General features: G+C 70.0%; 16 protein-coding genes. 9 read left to right on the top strand and 7 right to left on the bottom strand.

The genetic code is table 11. The features are described 5' to 3' along the window. Positions 1–27: 27 nt before the first annotated feature. From MKK54_RS10390 to MKK54_RS10380, 3 genes are all read right to left on the bottom strand, one after another. Complete coding sequence (locus MKK54_RS10390) at positions 28–225, bottom strand: hypothetical protein (protein WP_244010716.1); 198 nt, start codon at positions 223–225, stop codon at positions 28–30. 1,062 nt (positions 226–1,287) lie between these two features. Then, positions 1,288–3,024, bottom strand: a complete 1,737-nt coding sequence (locus tag MKK54_RS10385; RefSeq protein WP_244010715.1) for a heparinase II/III family protein — start codon at positions 3,022–3,024, stop codon at positions 1,288–1,290. Positions 3,025–3,161: 137 nt separating this feature from the next. Then, positions 3,162–4,016, bottom strand: a complete 855-nt coding sequence (locus tag MKK54_RS10380; protein ID WP_244010714.1) for a tetratricopeptide repeat protein — start codon at positions 4,014–4,016, stop codon at positions 3,162–3,164. A 140-nt stretch (positions 4,017–4,156) separates the two neighbouring features. Here MKK54_RS10380 and MKK54_RS10375 point away from each other — a divergent pair, with 140 nt between their 5' ends. Next, the gene (locus tag MKK54_RS10375; protein ID WP_244010713.1) at positions 4,157–5,539 is read left to right on the top strand and encodes a leucyl aminopeptidase family protein; all 1,383 of its coding nucleotides are present in this window, start codon (positions 4,157–4,159) and stop codon (positions 5,537–5,539) included. 26 nt (positions 5,540–5,565) lie between these two features. On the opposite strand, the gene MKK54_RS10370 is transcribed toward MKK54_RS10375, so the two are convergent. The 3 genes from MKK54_RS10370 to MKK54_RS10360 form a co-directional block, all read right to left on the bottom strand. Beyond that, positions 5,566–6,513 carry an EcsC family protein gene (locus MKK54_RS10370; RefSeq protein ID WP_244010712.1) on the bottom strand — a complete coding sequence of 316 codons (948 nt, stop codon included), beginning with the start codon at positions 6,511–6,513 and terminating at the stop codon, positions 5,566–5,568. A gap of 10 nt (positions 6,514–6,523) precedes the next feature. Continuing rightward, on the bottom strand, positions 6,524–7,993 hold the full coding sequence (locus tag MKK54_RS10365) for an AmpG family muropeptide MFS transporter (protein WP_244010711.1): 1,470 nt from the start codon (positions 7,991–7,993) through the stop codon (positions 6,524–6,526). Positions 7,994–8,233: 240 nt separating this feature from the next. After that, on the bottom strand, positions 8,234–8,431 hold the full coding sequence (locus tag MKK54_RS10360) for a hypothetical protein (RefSeq protein ID WP_244010710.1): 198 nt from the start codon (positions 8,429–8,431) through the stop codon (positions 8,234–8,236). Here MKK54_RS10360 and MKK54_RS10355 point away from each other — a divergent pair. Together MKK54_RS10355 and MKK54_RS10350 are read left to right on the top strand one after the other, a co-directional pair. Next, positions 8,421–9,473, top strand: a complete 1,053-nt coding sequence (locus MKK54_RS10355; protein ID WP_244010709.1) for a PAS domain-containing protein — start codon at positions 8,421–8,423, stop codon at positions 9,471–9,473. The genes MKK54_RS10360 and MKK54_RS10355 overlap by 11 nt on opposite strands. Beyond that, positions 9,470–9,925 carry a response regulator gene (locus MKK54_RS10350; protein ID WP_244010708.1) on the top strand — a complete coding sequence of 152 codons (456 nt, stop codon included), beginning with the start codon at positions 9,470–9,472 and terminating at the stop codon, positions 9,923–9,925. Before MKK54_RS10355 ends, MKK54_RS10350 begins: the two co-directional genes overlap by 4 nt. Positions 9,926–10,015: 90 nt before the next feature. Here the strand turns inward: MKK54_RS10350 and MKK54_RS10345 are convergent, their stop codons facing one another. Next, the gene (locus MKK54_RS10345; protein ID WP_409564156.1) at positions 10,016–10,525 is read right to left on the bottom strand and encodes a pilus assembly protein N-terminal domain-containing protein; all 510 of its coding nucleotides are present in this window, start codon (positions 10,523–10,525) and stop codon (positions 10,016–10,018) included. 385 nt (positions 10,526–10,910) lie between these two features. Between MKK54_RS10345 and MKK54_RS10340 the strand changes: the two genes are divergently transcribed. The 6 genes from MKK54_RS10340 to MKK54_RS10315 all read left to right on the top strand — a co-directional run bounded on the left by MKK54_RS10340 (position 10,911) and on the right by MKK54_RS10315 (position 16,507). Next, a complete protein-coding gene (locus tag MKK54_RS10340) occupies positions 10,911–11,081 on the top strand; it encodes a Flp family type IVb pilin (RefSeq protein ID WP_244010707.1) in 171 nt (56 codons plus the stop codon). 324 nt (positions 11,082–11,405) lie between these two features. After that, complete coding sequence (locus MKK54_RS10335; RefSeq protein ID WP_244010706.1) at positions 11,406–11,912, top strand: prepilin peptidase; 507 nt, start codon at positions 11,406–11,408, stop codon at positions 11,910–11,912. A 142-nt stretch (positions 11,913–12,054) separates the two neighbouring features. Next, positions 12,055–12,852: a Flp pilus assembly protein CpaB gene (gene cpaB / locus MKK54_RS10330; RefSeq protein ID WP_244010705.1), complete on the top strand. Its 798-nt coding sequence runs from the start codon at positions 12,055–12,057 to the stop codon at positions 12,850–12,852. 34 nt (positions 12,853–12,886) lie between these two features. After that, positions 12,887–14,365: a type II and III secretion system protein family protein gene (locus MKK54_RS10325; RefSeq protein ID WP_244010704.1), complete on the top strand. Its 1,479-nt coding sequence runs from the start codon at positions 12,887–12,889 to the stop codon at positions 14,363–14,365. A 56-nt stretch (positions 14,366–14,421) separates the two neighbouring features. Beyond that, positions 14,422–15,156: a CpaD family pilus assembly protein gene (locus MKK54_RS10320; RefSeq protein ID WP_244010703.1), complete on the top strand. Its 735-nt coding sequence runs from the start codon at positions 14,422–14,424 to the stop codon at positions 15,154–15,156. 106 nt (positions 15,157–15,262) lie between these two features. Then, positions 15,263–16,507: a CpaE family protein gene (locus MKK54_RS10315; RefSeq protein ID WP_244010702.1), complete on the top strand. Its 1,245-nt coding sequence runs from the start codon at positions 15,263–15,265 to the stop codon at positions 16,505–16,507. Positions 16,508–16,549 lie beyond the last annotated feature (42 nt).

Here is a 16,549-nt window from a genome sequence, read left to right as displayed (position 1 = left end):
CACGGCGGCATGAACCGCCGCCGCGTTTCACGCCGCTTCGGGTCCACCGTGAAGCGCCACAACGTCCTCGGCTTTCAGGAGGGCTGCCACGGCGCGACCGAGCCGGTTCAACACCGCTTCTTCGAGGTCAACCGGGAACGCCATCTCCAGCGCACGTGTCGCGCCTATGATGGCGGCCAGCGCCGCTGGTGAACGCGTCAAGCGTCCAAATTCGATGAGGGGCATGAAGCATCCTGTGAGACCCCCAGTATGCGCCTCGATCGAGCGATCACCTAAGACTATTGCAGCAGTCCTATTGCGCCGGCTGCGCGCCGCGAAGACGGTGTTAGATCCAGCCGCCGTCGTTGATCCTTCCTCTGATGGGTTGCCGCTCCGCTAGGACATGAGCGTGGGCAATCCCTGCCGCGAGCGCGGCGGATGAAGAGTTGTAGGAATTTGGAGACCGGTACGGGTGATAGCCGGCGGTCGTGACCAACCATCGAAAGCGGCCCCTCTCGCTCCGGCAGGGCGAAACGGCCACGCTGTGGTCCGGCAACGAGGGAATGCGCATTGCTCCGTCATCTCATGCCGGTGAGCCCCGACCAAGCGGCAACCATCTTTGCACGGGCTTCTTGGCAACCGCTATCGGTCCGATGCACGCGTGCATCGAGACGGTTTGGCTCGGAGACCTGACCAGAGGAGCCTCGGCTGGATTTCGCCGCACCTCACCCCAGAGGGACGAACTGATCCCAAGACACCTTTGGCACAATGCCCGTAGCGGCGAGTTGAACAGTGACGAGCCAGATCAGACTCGCATGCGAGGGTTGGATCGTGGACCGCATAAGCCTTTTCGCCGGACTGGCCGGCGGCGCTGTAATGGTTCTGGGACCCACGCTCGTTCGCGCTCTCACCGACAGCCCATCAGAGCAGATCGCGCTTTCTCTCATGATCGCCGGTCCAGTGATCATCGGGTTGGTCACAGGCTTCAAGGCATCTTGAAGTCTTGGCCTGATCGCTACAGGCGCAAAGTTGACTCATGGGAACCTATTTTCTGTCTTCCCAGTCCGTTTGCTGTCTTAAACTTGAAGTCCGAAGGCGACCCAACGTCTGATTGGACGACTTGAGGTCCGAAAGCAGCCGCTTCGCTGGCCGCCTGTTCCGGACGTGGATCCCCCCCTCGATCCAACATCCTTCAAGTGGACGTTCCCGGCTTCTGCGAAAGGGTCGAAACCTGCCGGTCGAGCGGGCTCGGATTTCAAACCGAGACCCGACCCGCCCGCCTTCGATGTCTCAGCCCGCGCGAAACCTTCAGCCTCCTCGGGTCTGCGCCCGGGCGAAGCCCCAGCGGATGCGGGTGTCGTCGGTAATCGCCACGTAGAGCACGATCTGGTCGGTGCGGCGTGCGCCGGTGAGGCCGGCGAAGTAGACGCTCTCCTCCAAGGCGATCTCGGCGCCCTCGGCGCCGAAATGCCAGACCTCGCCGATCGGCGAAGTGAGTTCGAGCCGGCCGTCGTCGAGGCCGCGCGCCGCGATGGCCGGATGCAGGTGGAAGCGCACCGCGGCCTCCTGCGGCCGGTGGCGGCCCTTGGCCCGTCCCGGCGCGTCGCTGCGCAGGAAGGCGTCCTCGCCCTCCAGCACGTGGCCGGTGCCGGTCAGGCGCCAGCGGCGCTCGTGCACGATGCCGAAGTCGCGGGCATAGCCGTCGTGGCGCGCGGCCAGGATCGTGGCGCCCTCGTCCCGCGTGCGCTCGGCCTTCACCGCGCGCGGGCCGCGCAGGATCACGGGGCCGATCCGGTGCGAGAGCCAGGTCACGGCCCAGCGCTCGTACCAGGCGCCGCCGCCGACGAGGAAGCGGCAGGAGGAGGTGTCGGCCACCGTCGCGGTGGAATGGGCGGCGGTGCTGCGGGCGAGGCGGCGCAGTTCGGGCCCGCTCGCCGGCAGGCCGCAATTGATCACGATGCGCTGCGGGCCGCTCGACATCTCGAAGGAGAGGCAGCCCGCCCCGGCATTGATCGAGTCGGGCAAGGGCGGCGGCGCGCCCACATCGGCTACCACGAGGACGCGGCCGCCCTCCAGGCGCTCGTAGCCGGAATTTGGCGCGTGCATCATGGGCTGTGCCTGGGCGCCGCCATAGACCAGCAGGGTCGCGAGGTGGTCCGCCGCCGTGGCGCCCATGCCGTTGAAGTGGCTGAGCGAGGCGTCCGGGTGGCGCAGCAGGCGCAGGAGCGGAAGCATCCGGTCGATGGCGTGCAGGAGCGCTTCCGGCGGGTCGATGCTGCGCGAGAGGAAGCTCTGGCGCAGGGGTAATAGGTCGAGCAGCAGTTCCATCGCGAAGCGCGGGTCGCGGCTGCGGTGGCCGCCGTCGCGCAGGATCTGCCGCTCGAGTTCGCGCACCAGGATGCGGGTAGCGCGCCGCAGGATCGGCTGGATGCCCTCGCAGCAGAGGCCCGCATAGCAGAGCGCCACGGCGGCGAGCAGGCGGGTCTGGGGCGAGATGCCCCGGCGCAGGTCGCCCTCGAGTTCGCGGGCGGCCTTGCCCAGGGCCTTGAGGAAGGCCTGGTAGAAGGCGTGGTCCGCGCCCTCCAGCACCAGGGGGGATTGGCACAGGAACGAGATCAGGCGCCGGGCCGCCACCGGGGTCGGCCGGGCCAAAGCCGCGTCGCCCCGTCCGGCGATGAAGTCGGCCACGAAGGCGCGGGCATTGGCGCGGGCGAGCGCGGTGTCGGCGGCCCGCAGGTGGCGCAGCCAGCCGAAGCCGTAGAGGAGGTCGGCCCATTCCGGCGAGGGCGGCGCGTAATCGAACGGCGAGCGCCCGCTCACGGAGAGCGAGCGGCCCGCGAACACGAAGAGCCCCGCATAGATGTCGTCGGCGAAGGTCGCGTCGCTGGTGCGCAGGTCGTGCGGCGCGATCACGAGGGCCGTGACCCGCGCGCGGGCGAGGATGTCGGGCCGGCCGGTCAGGCGCGCATAGGTGTCGCGGGCGGACCGCGTGATCTCACGCCCGATCAGCCGATAGAAGCGCCAGCGATCAGCCCCCCAACGCACGCGCTCTCCTCTTCCGGCGATCCGTCACGGCGACCCGCGAGCCGGGGGACGCCCCGAATGTCGTCCGATCGTAACTAGGCCGTGGGCCTTAACTCGTGGTTAACCACAATGCACGCGCCGTCCCGGCGCGGCCGGCCTCACTCGGCGGCCTTCTCCGCCACCCGGCGCACCGGCTTGGTCGTGCGGGATTCGGATGCCTTGAGCGCCTTCCAACTGTTCGGCTGGGCGACGAAGGCGCGGAGCGCGGCCGTGTTGGCGGTGGCCTCCTCCGGCGACAGGTCCCGGCGCGAGACCGCCTCGGCATCGGCGAACTTGCCCTGTAGGCCGAGCACGAGGGAGAGGTTCTGGCGCACGCGGGCATCCGCGCGCGGCTGCGCGGCGGCCAGGCGCAGGGTCGTCTCCGCCTGCGTCAGCTGGCGGCCGAGGGCGTAGGACAGGCCGAGATTGGACAGGATCACCGGATCGTCGGGCTGGATCTTCAGGGCCGCCTCATAAAACCCCTGCGCGCGGGCATGGTCGCCGAGCTGGTCGGCCACCGCGCCTTGCGCCGAGAGCACCCGCCAGTCCGGCCGGGCGGGCGTGTGGGCGTTCTGGAGAACCTCCGCCGCCTCCTGGAAGCGGCCGACCTCGGCGAGGCTCTTGCCGTAGGCGGCGAGCACCGCGTTGTTCTTCGGATTGCGCAGGGCCGCCTGCTGCAGCACCGCGACCGCCTGCGGCTTCTGGTCGGTGACCCGCAGCGCCTGGGCGTAGCGCAGCGCCAGCGAGACGTCCCCCGGGTCGGCGGCGTACTTCTCGCCGAGGCGCTCGACCTCGCGGCGGGCGACCGCGGCCGCGTTCTGCGGCCGGCCGAAGCTCGGCAGGGAGAGGCCGCCGATGGAGCCCGTGGTCTCGGGCGAGCCCGACTGGCATCCCGCGGCGAGGCCCGCCACCAGGACGGCGGCGGCCAGGCGCGCGACCCGGACCGAGTATGGTTTCAACAGCGGCGTGACCATGACGCGCTCCGCGACGACCCTTCCGGGTCTTGAGGCCTGATCGGTCGAACGCTTCGCGCTCCCGTTGGAGCGGTGGTAGACGGTTAACCCTAATCCGCCGTTAACTCACGGCGGCCCGCTTTCCCCTACCCCCGAGTCCCATGAACCAGAGCCTCTCCCGCCTCGTCCGCGACGCCGGCGACGCCGTGCCGATCACCTGCGTCACGCCCGAATCCTGGCCCCGGATCGAGGCCGCCCTGCCCGGCCCCCAGGCGGCCTATGCACGGGCGACGGACTTCGCCCCGAAGGCCGGACGCATCGCCCTGCTCCCGGCGGCGGATGGGCGACTGGCCGGCGTCCTGTTCGGGCTCGGCGACGGCCGCGACCGGCTCCTCGCCGGCAAGCTGCCCGGAGCGCTGCCGCCGGGCAGCTACCGCTTCGCCCCGTCCGAGAACGTCGATCCAACGGACGCGGCCCTGGCCTGGCTCCTCGGCAGCTACCGCTTCGGACGCTACCGCGAGGCCGGGGCCGAGCGGCCCGCGCTCGCCCCGTCCGAGGGTGTCGACGTGGAGGCCGTGACCCGGATCGCCGAGGCGGTGGCCCTGGGCCGGGACCTCGTGAACACGCCGGCCAACGACCTCGGCCCGGCGGAGATCGAGGCCGCGATCCGCGCCGTCGCCGCGCGCCACGGCGCCGACGTCGCGGTTGTCGCCGGCGCGGATCTCGCCCGCGACTTTCCCCTCGTCCACACGGTGGGGGCCTCCTCGCCGCGCGCGCCGCGCCTGATCGACCTCACCTGGGGGCCGGCCGACGCGCCGCGCGTCACGCTGGTGGGCAAGGGCGTCGCCTTCGACACCGGCGGCCTCGACATTAAGCCGTCGAGCGGCATGCTGCTGATGAAGAAGGACATGGGCGGCAGCGCCGCCGCGCTCGCCGCCGCCGACATGGTGATGGGCGCGGGGCTCAACCTGCGCCTGCGCCTCATCGTGCCGGCGGTCGAGAACGCGGTCTCGGGCGAGGCCTTCCGGCCGGGCGACGTGATCCGCAGCCGGGCGGGGCTGACGGTCGAGATCGGCAACACCGACGCGGAGGGCCGGCTCATCCTGGCCGATGCGCTGGCCCTCGCCGACGCGGAGGCCCCCGACCTGCTCGTGGATTTCGCCACCCTCACGGGCGCGGCCCGCGTGGCGCTCGGGCCCGATCTGCCGGCCTTCTTCACCGAGGACGAGGCCCTTGCGCAGGCGGTGTCCGAGGCGGGACTCGCGGTGGCCGACCCGGTCTGGCGCCTGCCGCTGCACGAGCCCTACGCGAGCCTGCTCGACTCGAAGGTCGCGGACCTGAACAACGTCTCGGGCGGCCCCTTCGCGGGGGCGATCACGGCGGCCCTCTTCCTGCGCCGCTTCGCGCCGGCGACGCGGGCCCATGTCCACTTCGACCTCTATGGCTGGAACCCGTCGACGAAGCCCGGACGGCCGGAGGGGGGCGAGGTCCAGACCGCGCGCCTCGTCCACGCCCTCCTGGCGCGCCGCTACCCCAAGGTCTGACCCGTCAGAAAGACCCGGAATCCGGATCAGACGCCGAGCATCGCCTTCTCGGATTCGTAGGCGGCGCGGACCGGGGCCGCGCCGTAGGCCCGCTCCAGGCGCCGCACGGTGAAGTGGGCCCGCGCGGTGTTCTGGAAGTGGTCCATGAAGGCGGCGTTGACGGCGGCCCCGCCCAAGGCCCCGAGGATCGGCACCGCCTGCGCGGCCACCTTCTGGGACACGACGATGCCGAAGCGGGCGGCGATCTGCGCCGAGAACCGGATCAGGGCGGGCGCGGCCTCGTCGAGGAGCGCGCGGTTGCCGGCGTAGCGGGCGGCCTCCACCATCGTCTTGGCGAGCGCCGCGCGCACGGCGAAGTAGCCGCTCTCGGTCAGGGCGCTGCCCGCCGCCTCGCGCCCGCCGAGGGCGAAGACCTGGACGCAGGCCAGCGCGTTCTCCGGGTCGCTCAAATCCTCGCCCTCCTCCTGCGCGATCTGGGCGATCGAGCGCAGCATCAGGGTGGTCGAGAGCGGGAGTTCCACCGCCAGGGTGGCCAGCCCGAAGGCCCCGCCGATCGCCCCCGAGGCGGCGGCCATGGCCTTGTGGCCAAAGGCGCTCGACGGGAAGTACTTCGAAAGGCGCGCGGCGGTGCGGATCACCGCGGATTCCGGCTCCGCCGGGCCTTCGAGGAGCGGCGCGTCGGCCGGCGTCAGCGTGATGTCCTTGCCCGTCGGCAGGGTCGCGAGCGCGAGCTTGAGCGAGGCCCGCATGGCGCTCTCGGTCGCCTGCGAGACCGCATCGGTCACGGGTGCGGGGAGCGCGCGCCCGATCATGTCGAGGGGGGCGCCCGCCATGGCCGAGAGGCGGGCCGCGAGGCCCGGCCGCTCCAGAACCTCCACCGCGCGCCGCAGCGCCGCGCGGTCCGCGTCGCTGAGGCCGGGCAGGCCGGTGGCCGGGACGGGGGCGGTGTCGTCGACGAGTTTGATGTTGCTCACGTCTGCGGTCTCATCCGTGTGCCGGGCGGGGGCGGCCGGTCTGGGCCGTCCCCGCTGGGTTGTTGCCGGTTGAAGCAAGGCCGAGGCCTCGCGGATGGTTCCCGCCGATCTCGTCGCCGGCCGCGGCTTCGGGGCGGACAGGATCCGCCGCGACGGTCTCGGCGGCGGCCGCCCGGCGCTCGCCCGCCCGCCCGACGAACAGGCACAGGACGACCACCGGAATGCCCACGGCGGCCGTGAGGGCGAAGAAGACCGGGTAGCCGTAGGCCGCCACGATGAAGCCCGAGGTGCCGGCCACGAGCTTGCCCGGCAGGGCGTAGAGCGAGGAGAACAGCGCGTACTGGGTCGCGGCGAAGCCCGGCGCGGTCAGGCTCGACATGTAGGCGATCAGCGCCATGCCGGCGAAGGAGCCGCAGAAATTGTCGATCGAGATCGCCGCCGTCAGGCGCCAGACCTCCGGCCCGCCGAAGGAGAGCCACGAGAAGGCGAGGTTCGAGGCGGCGCCCAGGAAGGCCCCGACCACCAGGGTGGGGAACAGGCCGTACCGGGTCATGGCCCAGCCGCCCACGAAGGCGCCCGCGATGCCGACCCAGATGCCGTAGAGCTTCGACACGAAGCCGATATCCACGAGGGTGAAACCGACGGTCTTGTAGAGCGGGCTCGCCATCACGCCGGAGATGAAGTCGGGCATGCGGTAGAATGCGACGAGGATCAGGATCGCCCACAGGCTCGCCCCGAGGCGGGTATGCAGCTCGGTCAGCGGCTCGAGCACCGCGCTCCTGAAGGTCCAGGCCTTGGTGGAGACGTCGGCAGGTGCGGCAGGGACCGGGGCCGTGATCGCCCGGTCGTAGGCGGGCGCCAGGAGGGCGGCCACCATGCCGACGCCCATCAGGGCCGCCATCGACAGGTAGGCGACGCTCCAGCCATAGGCGCTGGCGATGAACAGGGCGCCGGCGCCCGCCGACATCAGCGCGAGCCGGTAGCCGAGGTTCGAGGTCGCGGCCATGACGCCCTGGAGGTCCGTCCCGGCCGCATCGATGCGCCAGCCGTCGATCACCACGTCCTGGGTCGCCGCGCAGATCGCCACCAGGAAGGCGCCGAGGCCGAGCAGCGCGAGGCTGGTGCCGGGGTCGGCCGACGCCATCAGGGCGAGCGCCACCGCGACCGCCGCTTGCGTCGCGATCATCCAGCCCCGCCGTCGTCCGAGCACGCGGCTCAAGCCCGGCACGTCGAAGCGGTCGATGATGGGAGCCCAGAGGAATTTCAGCGTGTAGGGCAGCGCCAGGTAGCTGAACAGGCCGATCGCCTTGATGTCGACGTTGGAGTAGGCGAGCCGCGTCGAGAAGGTGCCGAGCACGAGGAGCAGCGGCAGGCCGGACGAGAATCCCAGCGCCAGCATCAGCAGGATGCGCGGATCCCGCCCGATATCCCGCAGGTGCAGCCGGCGGCGCGGGGCGTCCGTGACGTCGCTTGAGGCCATGGCATGGAACTCCTGGGGACCGAAACGGCTTGATGCCCGCGAACCATAGCAGGCCTCGGCTCCGACCCCACATCCAGGGTCGGCCCAAGACCGGCTTGGCGTGGCGCTTGCGGACACCCTGGGCAGCATGCCTTCCCAAAACTTAACGTGAGGTCTCGCATCTTTCCTGTTGGCCATCCCTTCGCCTCACGCGACCCGGAGCAGCGAAGTGTTGACGGCGGGACATCCCGGGGCTTCAAATCAATGTTCGTCTTTAGCGAGATCGATCGACCACCGAGCTTTCGAACCGAGTTTATCGTCCGAATCAGGTATATCGTCTTGGCTAAAGTCGATCATGTCGCATAAGGAAACACCGACGGCCGGAATGCAGGGCTTCGGAATCGATGCGGGTGCGTTCGTTGCGGCCTTCAGCACGAGTCCCACGCCGATGGTGCTCACCGACCCCCATCGGTCGGACAACCCGATCGTCTGGGCGAACGATGCCTTCCTGGCGCTGACGGGCTATTCCTGGCGCGAGATCGAGGGCCGGAACTGCCGCATGCTGCAGGGGCCCGACACCGATCCGCGTGCGGTGAGCCGCCTGCGCGAGGCGGTGAGCGCCGGACGGCCGATCGAGATCGAGCTGATCAATTACCGCAAGGACGGCACCTCGTTCTGGAACGGCATGACCGTGGCTCCGGTCCACGACGCCGCCGGGCGCATCGTGCATTTCTACTCGGCCCAGGCCGACATGACGGGCAAGCACCACCACGAAGTCGCGATGAAGGATGCCAACGACGAGCTCGAGCGGCGCGTCGGCGAGCAGACGGCACATCTGCGTGCCGCCCTCGAACAGAAGACCGCGCTGCTCCATGAGGTCGACCACCGGGTCAAGAACAACCTCCAGGTCATCTCCTCCTTGATGCTCCTCAAGGCGCGGCGTACCCCGCGCGGCGAGGCCCGCGACGCGCTCCAGGGCATGGCCGAGCGCATCGGCGCCCTCTCGACGGTGCATCGCATGCTCTACTCGACCGGCGACGTCACGCGCTTCGACCTGCGCGAATTCGCCGAGGACTTCGTCTCCGAGCTCGTGGCGGGGATCGACAGCGACCGCACCGCCGTGAGCGCCGAGATCGATTCGATCGCGGTCTCGGCGGCGATGGCCGCACCGCTGGCGCTGATGCTGCACGAACTGGCGACCAACGCCGTGCGCCACGCCTTCCCCGACAGCCGGCCGGGGCGGATCACCATCACGGCGCAGCGCAGCGACTCGGGTCTGCGCATGCTGATCGAGGATGACGGGGTCGGGATGGCCGGCGGCATACCGAACCCGGCCGGTTTCGGGCGTTCCCTGGTGGAGATGGTGGTGCGCCAGCTGCACGGGGTCATCGCCTGGAGCGACGTCTCGCCCGGGACCCGGGTGGAGATCACCGTCCCGCTCGATGCCGTTTCGCTGCAGGATGCGGGGACCGGGCGGGGCTCGGAATGGGCGACCCAATGAGCGATGCCGCTCTGCGCATCCTCGTCGTCGAGGACGAGGTCCTGATCGCCCTCGAGCTCGAGTGCCTGCTCGATGATCTCGGCCACGTCATCGTCGGCATCGCCGGAAGCTCCACGGAGGCGATCGCCCTCGGCCTGGCGACATCGCCCGACGTCGCCTTCGTGGACATCCACCTCGTGGACGGTCCGACCGGTGTCGAGGTGGCCCGCGCCCTGAGCGCGGACCCGCACACCACCGTGGTGTTCATGACCGCCAACGCCAAGCGCATCCCGGACGACTTCGCCGGCGCCGTGGGGGTGATCGCCAAGCCCTATTCCGAGCGCGTGGTGTCGGGTGCCCTGCGCTGGGTCGCAGACCGGCGCGCCGGCCTCGACGCTACGACCGAGGGGCTCGACGGGTTCCGGCTCGCAGCTCCGGCGGACGCGCCGCCGTCGCCCGCCTCCCGCCGCTGACGGCGTGTCGCGCGGCGCCCGGGGCGAAGCCCAAATCCGTCATCCCGAAGGAATCGACCGGATTTGGCATACCGGATGTGGCTTGACGCGTTATTTCGTGGGTCCGCCGTTGCCGGTGGCCATCGCGCGCCGGGCCTCGGCCTGTCCGCTGACGTCGCCGTAATATTTCGTGGCGTCGCCGAGCTGGATCGAGGGCTGGCAGTTCGGCGTACAGGAATAGGATTCCCGCTCGAGGCCGCGCTGGACCGTGATCAGGGCGGCCTGAGGCGCCTGAACGCTGATCGTCGATTCCGCGAGCATGCTGCCCGCGGCGTCCAGGGCGATGAGATTCGTGCTGCCGAAACTCTTGCCGGTCAGGATCAGGACCCCGTTCCGCTGAAGCGCGACGTCGGCGATGACCGGGTTGCCCACGATCACGGTCTGCGTCTTGTCGGGCAGGCGGATGACCTTGGCGTTGTCGACCGTGACCGTGACCACGGTCGGGACCGCCTCCGCCGATTGTGCCCGTGGCGCGCCGCAGCCGATGGCCGCGCAGGCCGCGACCATCAGGGCCGCGAAACCTCGGACGGCGATACGGGACGGATTCGCGCGGTGCTGCATCGGGGGCTCACTGAAACCGGACGGCACGATGTCCATCACCTTCGACGACGGCGCGACCGCGCGGAGCGCTCGCCCGAAGATCGACACGGCCAAGGAACCACGCGCACGGTAAACGAACCGATAATCCGGTGCCTCGCCGTATCGCGATGAACGGCTCGCCCGAGCGACGACGTCGAGGATGTGGGCCGGGCCGGGCCCCTACGGAACTTCGCAAAGCGAAACAGGCGCTTAAGACTTCCTTGACTACGAACCAAAGCCCGAGCCGGAGGGCCGGTTTCGACGAACGATTTAACCCAATGGCAAGAGGCGTCCGGCATTCTTCACCTGTCGCCGGTTGAGACGCCGAGAGCGTGGTCGGCACAATCACTGCCAGGGGAATTCCTTCATGACCTCCATGTTCAAGCGCTTCGCCGCCGACCAGTCCGGCGCCACCGCCATCGAGTACGGTCTCATCGCTTCGCTGATCGCCGTCGCCGTCATCACCGTCCTGACGACCCTCGGCACCAACCTCAGCGCCACGCTGCAGAAGGTCGCCACGAACCTCAAGGCTTCCTGATCCCGCGATGCGTTCGGGCCTTCCGACGCAGCCGTCGGAACAGGCCGATCGATCGCAGCGGACCGCCACGGTCTGAAGAGCATTGGCGAACCCGGCCGATGGTCTTCCCATAAAACCCGGGCGTCTTGATCCTCACGGATCGAACGCCCGGGTTTTAGAGTCTTCCGACGCCCTCGGATGCGTCTCGCGTTCCGGGCATCGACGAGCGACGCGCGTGCATCCGCCCCTGCGGCGCCTCCGGGCACGCGAGACCCTTCACCATCGAGCGGTCCGGCCGCGCTCGCGGACCGGAGCCGATCTCGCGCGGAGCCCGATGGGACCATCATGGCCAGCCTGAGCCTCCTCGTCGTCGTCCCCTTCCTGATGGCCTACGCCGCCGTCCGGGATCTTCTGACGATGCTGATCCCCAACACCGTCTCGATCGCGCTCGTGGTCGCCTTCGCGGCCTTCGCTCTCGGAACGGGGCTCGGATGGAGCGACCTCTCCGGTCATCTCGGGGCCGGGGCCGTGACCCTCGCGGTCACCTTCACGCTGTTCGCCCTGGGCTTCATCGGGGGCGGCGACGCGAAGCTCGCCGCCGCCACGGCGCTCTGGATCGGCTTCGACCAGCTCCTCGACTATCTCATCCTCGCCTCGCTGGCGGGCGGTGCGCTCACCCTCGCCCTGCTGGCGGTCCGCGCCCTGCCCCTCCCCATGCTCGTCGCGCGGCTGCCCTTCGCCCTGCACCTGCACGACGCCAAGACCGGGGTTCCCTATGGGATCGCCCTGTCCCTGGCCGCGCTCCTGGTGCTGCCCGAGACCATGCTCTGGACCCGGGTTCTGGCCGGTTGAGCGGGACGCCGGCAGGCGGTGGTTGACGGGAATAAAGTCGTCTTACGATAAAGGCCTTACGCCTCGTTAACCGTAATTTGAGGAATACCAGGGCATTCTCCACCTGCACGGCGATCCGCCGTCCGTAGGTTCGAGCCCGGTGATGAAACCAGCCAGACTTGCCGTTCTCGCCATCGCGCTCGCAGCGGGCGGTGCCGCCGCGCTGCTGATGAGCGGCGAGGACAAGCCGGTGGTCCAGCCGGCCGCCATCGTTCCGCCCCCCGCGGTTCCGGTGACCGACGTGCTCGTGGCCGCGGCCGAACTGCCCATGGGCCAGAACATCCAGGCGCCCGATCTCCGGTGGCAGCCCTGGCCGAACGACGCGCTCACCCCGGGCTACATAACCCGTACGACGTCACCGAAGGGGATGGAGGAGATCGCCGGATCGATCGCCCGATCCGGCTTCCTCGCGGGCGAGCCGATCCGACCGCAGAAGCTCGCCCGCTCCGACGGCGGCTTCATGGCGGCGATCCTGCCCTCGGGCATGCGGGCCGTCGCGATCACGATCGACACGCGCGGATCGAGCACGGCCGGCGGCTTCATCCTGCCGAACGATCACGTCGACATCATCCGCACCTACCGGGACGAGGAAGCCTCGCGCGCGAGCAGCGACGTGCAGGTCTCCGAGACGCTGCTCCAGGACGTGCGCGTCCTGGCGATCGGGCAGATCGTCCAGGAGAAGAACGGCAACAACGTCGTGACGGGCGAGACCGCCACCCTCGCGCTGACGCCGGCCCAGGCCGAACTCGTCACCCTGGCGCAGAAGGCCGGCCAGCTTTCGCTCTCCCTCCGCAGCCTCGTCGACAGCGGCCGAAGCACGGACCCGACCCTCGAGACACGCCCCGAATCGGCCCTGACCGTGGTGCGGTTCGGCGTCGCGAAGCAGCAATCGCGACGCTGAGACACGCGCACGCACGATCACAGAGGACGCGCCGATGACCTTTCCCGCCCGCACCACCCGCCATCGCGGTCTCGCCTCGGCCGCCCTCGTCGCGCTGGCGCTGACCGGCCCCGGCCGAGCCCAGCCGGCGGGGGCGACCCCCGCGCCGATCCTGGCGGTCGGCGGCAACGAGGGCGCGACGTCGCGGCGGATCGACCTGACCATGGGACGCTCCCTGGTCATCGACCTGCCCCGGGACGCCAAGGAGGTCTTCGTCGCCAACCCCAAGGTGGCCAACGCCGTCGTGCGCTCCACCCGCAAGGTCTTCATCATCGGCATCGAGAACGGCGCCACCTCGATCTTCATCATGGATGCCGAGGGTCGGCAGATCGCCGCCCTCGACGTGACGGTGGCGCGCGACCTGAACGTGCTGCGCCAGACCCTGAACCAGAGCATCGCCGGGGGACGCTTCGACGTTCGCGCGGCCGGGGATTCCGTCGTGCTGACCGGGTCCGTGAACTCGGCCTCCGAGGCCGCGCAGGCCGTCGACATCGCCAACGCCTTCGTGGGCGTCGGCGGCCTGGGGGGCACCGCGACGCGGGGCGCCGTCATCAACAACCTCTCCATCCGGGGCAAGGACCAGGTGATGCTGCGCGTCACCGTGGTCGAGGTGGCGCGCACCGTCCTCAAGCAGTTCGGCGTCAACCTCAACGGCAGCTGGTCCGGCCTCAACCTCGCCAACACCACGCCGCTCGCCCTCAACGGCGGCCAGTTCCCCAGCGGAAACCTGCTGTCGGGGACGATCAGCGGGACGGGCGGGGCCAGCCTGACGGCGACGCTCAGGGCCTTCGAGCAGGCGGGCGTTTCGCGCATCCTCGCCGAGCCGACCCTGACGGCGATCTCGGGCGAGTCCGCGAAGTTCACGGCGGGCGGCGAGATCCCGGTTCCGGCGTCGCAGAACTGCACCGGCGGCGTCTGCACCATCGGCATTGCCTTCAAGCCCTACGGCGTCAGCCTCAGCTTCACCCCCGTGGTGATGGCCGAGAACCGCATCTCCGTCCGCGTCGGCACGGAAGTGTCCGAGATCGACCAGCAGAACTCCTTCAACTTCGTCGCGTCGGGAACCACCGGCACCGGTAGCCAGAACACCTCCGTGCCCGGTTTCACGCTCCGGAAGTCCGAGACCACGGTCGAGCTCGCGTCGGGCGCCACGATGATGACCGCCGGCCTTATCCAGCAGCGCAACAAGGCCGCGATCTCGGGCCTGCCGGGCCTGGTCAACCTGCCCATCATCGGCGCGCTGTTCCGCTCGCGCGACTACCAGCGCCAGGAGACGGAACTGATGATCATGGTCACGCCCTACATCGCCAAGGCGATGGAGCCGCGCCAAGCCGCCCGCCCCGACGACGGCTTCGTCGATGCGCAGGACGCCCAGGCGATCCTGCTCGGCCGCCTGAACCGGCTCTACGGCGTCGCCGGCGCGAGCCCCCTGGGCAACGGCTATCGCGGCCGGGTCGGCTTCATCACCGACTGATCCGAAACATCTCCCCCGAGCCTACAGCGACGCGGCCCCAGCAGGACCCGACCACGATGTCCCTTCCGTCCCTCCGTAAACCGATGGTCCTGGTGGCGGTCGCCGGCGTCACCGCCCTCCTCGGCGCCTGCCAGCGCGACCGGGTGGCCACGACCGGCTCCCTCTATCCCATCGATTACCGCGCGCGGCACCCCATCGCCCTGGCGGAGAACGTCCGCAGCCTCGACGTCTTCGTGACCGGCACGGGGCACATCGATCCGCGCCAGGCGGCCGATATCGACGCCTTCATCCTGGAATTCCGGCGCTATGGCCGCGGCACGATCGTGCTCGACATGCCGCGCGGGGTCGCGCCGGGCCTCGGGGCAGCCGTCGAGCGGACGGGTGCCGCGATCCGGCGGATCGGCGCCGATGGCGGCGTGCCCCCCGGCCGCTTCACGGTGACGAGCTATCCTGTCGCCAATCCCGGCCTCGCGTCTCCCCTGCGCCTAAGCTTCCAGCGCATGGAGGCGAAGGTCGCGAGCCAGTGCGGGGCCTGGCCGCAGGATCTCGGCGTCGGCGATGCCGGCTTCAACGGCCGCAACGAGCCCCATTGGAATCTCGGCTGCGCCTCGCAGACCAACTTCGCCGCCCAGGTCGCCGATCCGATCGATCTGGTGCGGGGCCGTCCCGAGGGGCGGATCGACACCATCCGGCGCACCGGCGACATCATGAAACTCCGCGACGGCAAGGATCCGTCAACCGAATGGCGGCAGGATGGGAAGACGTCCGTGAAGTCGCAGGTCGGGCAGTAACCGTCCGTCGCCGCGACCCGGCGGCCCGGCGACCCCGCCGGCCGGCGACACCGCACCCTGGCCCACCCGCACCCGCATTGGCGGCAACCTGAACCGGAAACTCCCCATGCCGGACCTGAACGCGTCGCCCGAACGCATCATCGCCCCGGTGCCCCGGATCACGATCCAGGCGTTCTGCGAGACGTCCGAGACCGCGACGCTGATCGAGTCGGTGGGGTCGGACCGGCGCATGCACAAGGCGCACATCAAGGTTCAGATGGGCGGCGGCCCGGCCGCCGTCGAAGCCTACCGGCACGCCCCGACGCCGAACGTCATCGTGATCGAGACGCAGGGCGCCAAGTCGCGCCCCCTCGAGTGCCTCGATTCCCTGGCCGAGGTCTGCGACGAGGGCACGAAGGTCGTGGTCATCGGCCACGTCAACGACGTCCAGCTCTATCGCCAGTTCATCCAGCGCGGCGTGAGCGAGTATCTCATGGCGCCCGTCGTGGCGATCGACCTGATCCAGGCGATCTCCGACCTGTTCACGGTGCCGGGCTCCAAGCCGGTGGGCCGGACGGTGGCGGTGGTGGGCGCCAAGGGCGGCGTCGGCACCTCCACCATCGCCCACAACCTCGCCTGGACCATCGCGCGCGAGCAGGACACCGCCACCGTCATCGCGGATCTCGACATCGCGTTCGGCACCGCCAGCCTGAACTTCAACCAGGACCCGCCGCAGGGCATCGCCGAGGCGGTCTTCGCGCCGGACCGGCTGGATTCCAACCTCCTCGACCGGCTCCTGTCGAAGTGCAGCGACAACCTCTCCCTGCTCGCCGCACCCGCCACCCTCGACCGCACGACGGACCTCTCCGAACCGGCCTTCGACAACCTCCTCGACCTCCTGCGCGCGGCGGTGCCGTGCATCGTCCTCGACGTGCCGCACGTCTGGACCGCGTGGTCCCGTCGCATGCTGATCGGCGCCGACGAGATCCTCATCGTGGCGAGCCCGGAACTCGCCTCCCTGCGCAACACCAAGAACCTTCTCACGCTTCTGCAGCAGAACCGGCCCAACGACCGCAAGCCCCGGGTGATCCTGAACGGTGCCGGCCTGCCCAAGCGCCCCGAGATCGCGGCGGCCGAGTTCGCGAAGTCCCTGGACGCGACCATCGGCGCCAGCGTGCCGTTCGATGCCGCCCTCTTCGGCACGGCGGCCAATAACGGGCAGATGATCGCCGAGGTGCAGAGCGGCGCCAAGGCGGTGGAGGTCTTCTCCACGCTCGCCGCCTCGGTCACGGGCCGCGCGGAGCAGCGCCGGGCGCGTCAGAACCTGTTCGAACCCCTGCTGTCCAAGCTCGCGCGCCGCAAGGCCTCGTGATGCGCGGACCCCTCATTCCCGATCGCACCCGGAGCCCGCGCC

It is taken from the genome of Methylobacterium sp. J-068, from assembly GCF_022829445.1.
Lineage (GTDB): Bacteria > Pseudomonadota > Alphaproteobacteria > Rhizobiales > Beijerinckiaceae > Methylobacterium.
Note: the sequence above shows the minus strand (reverse complement) of the source record. Positions and strands in the feature narration are given on the sequence as shown.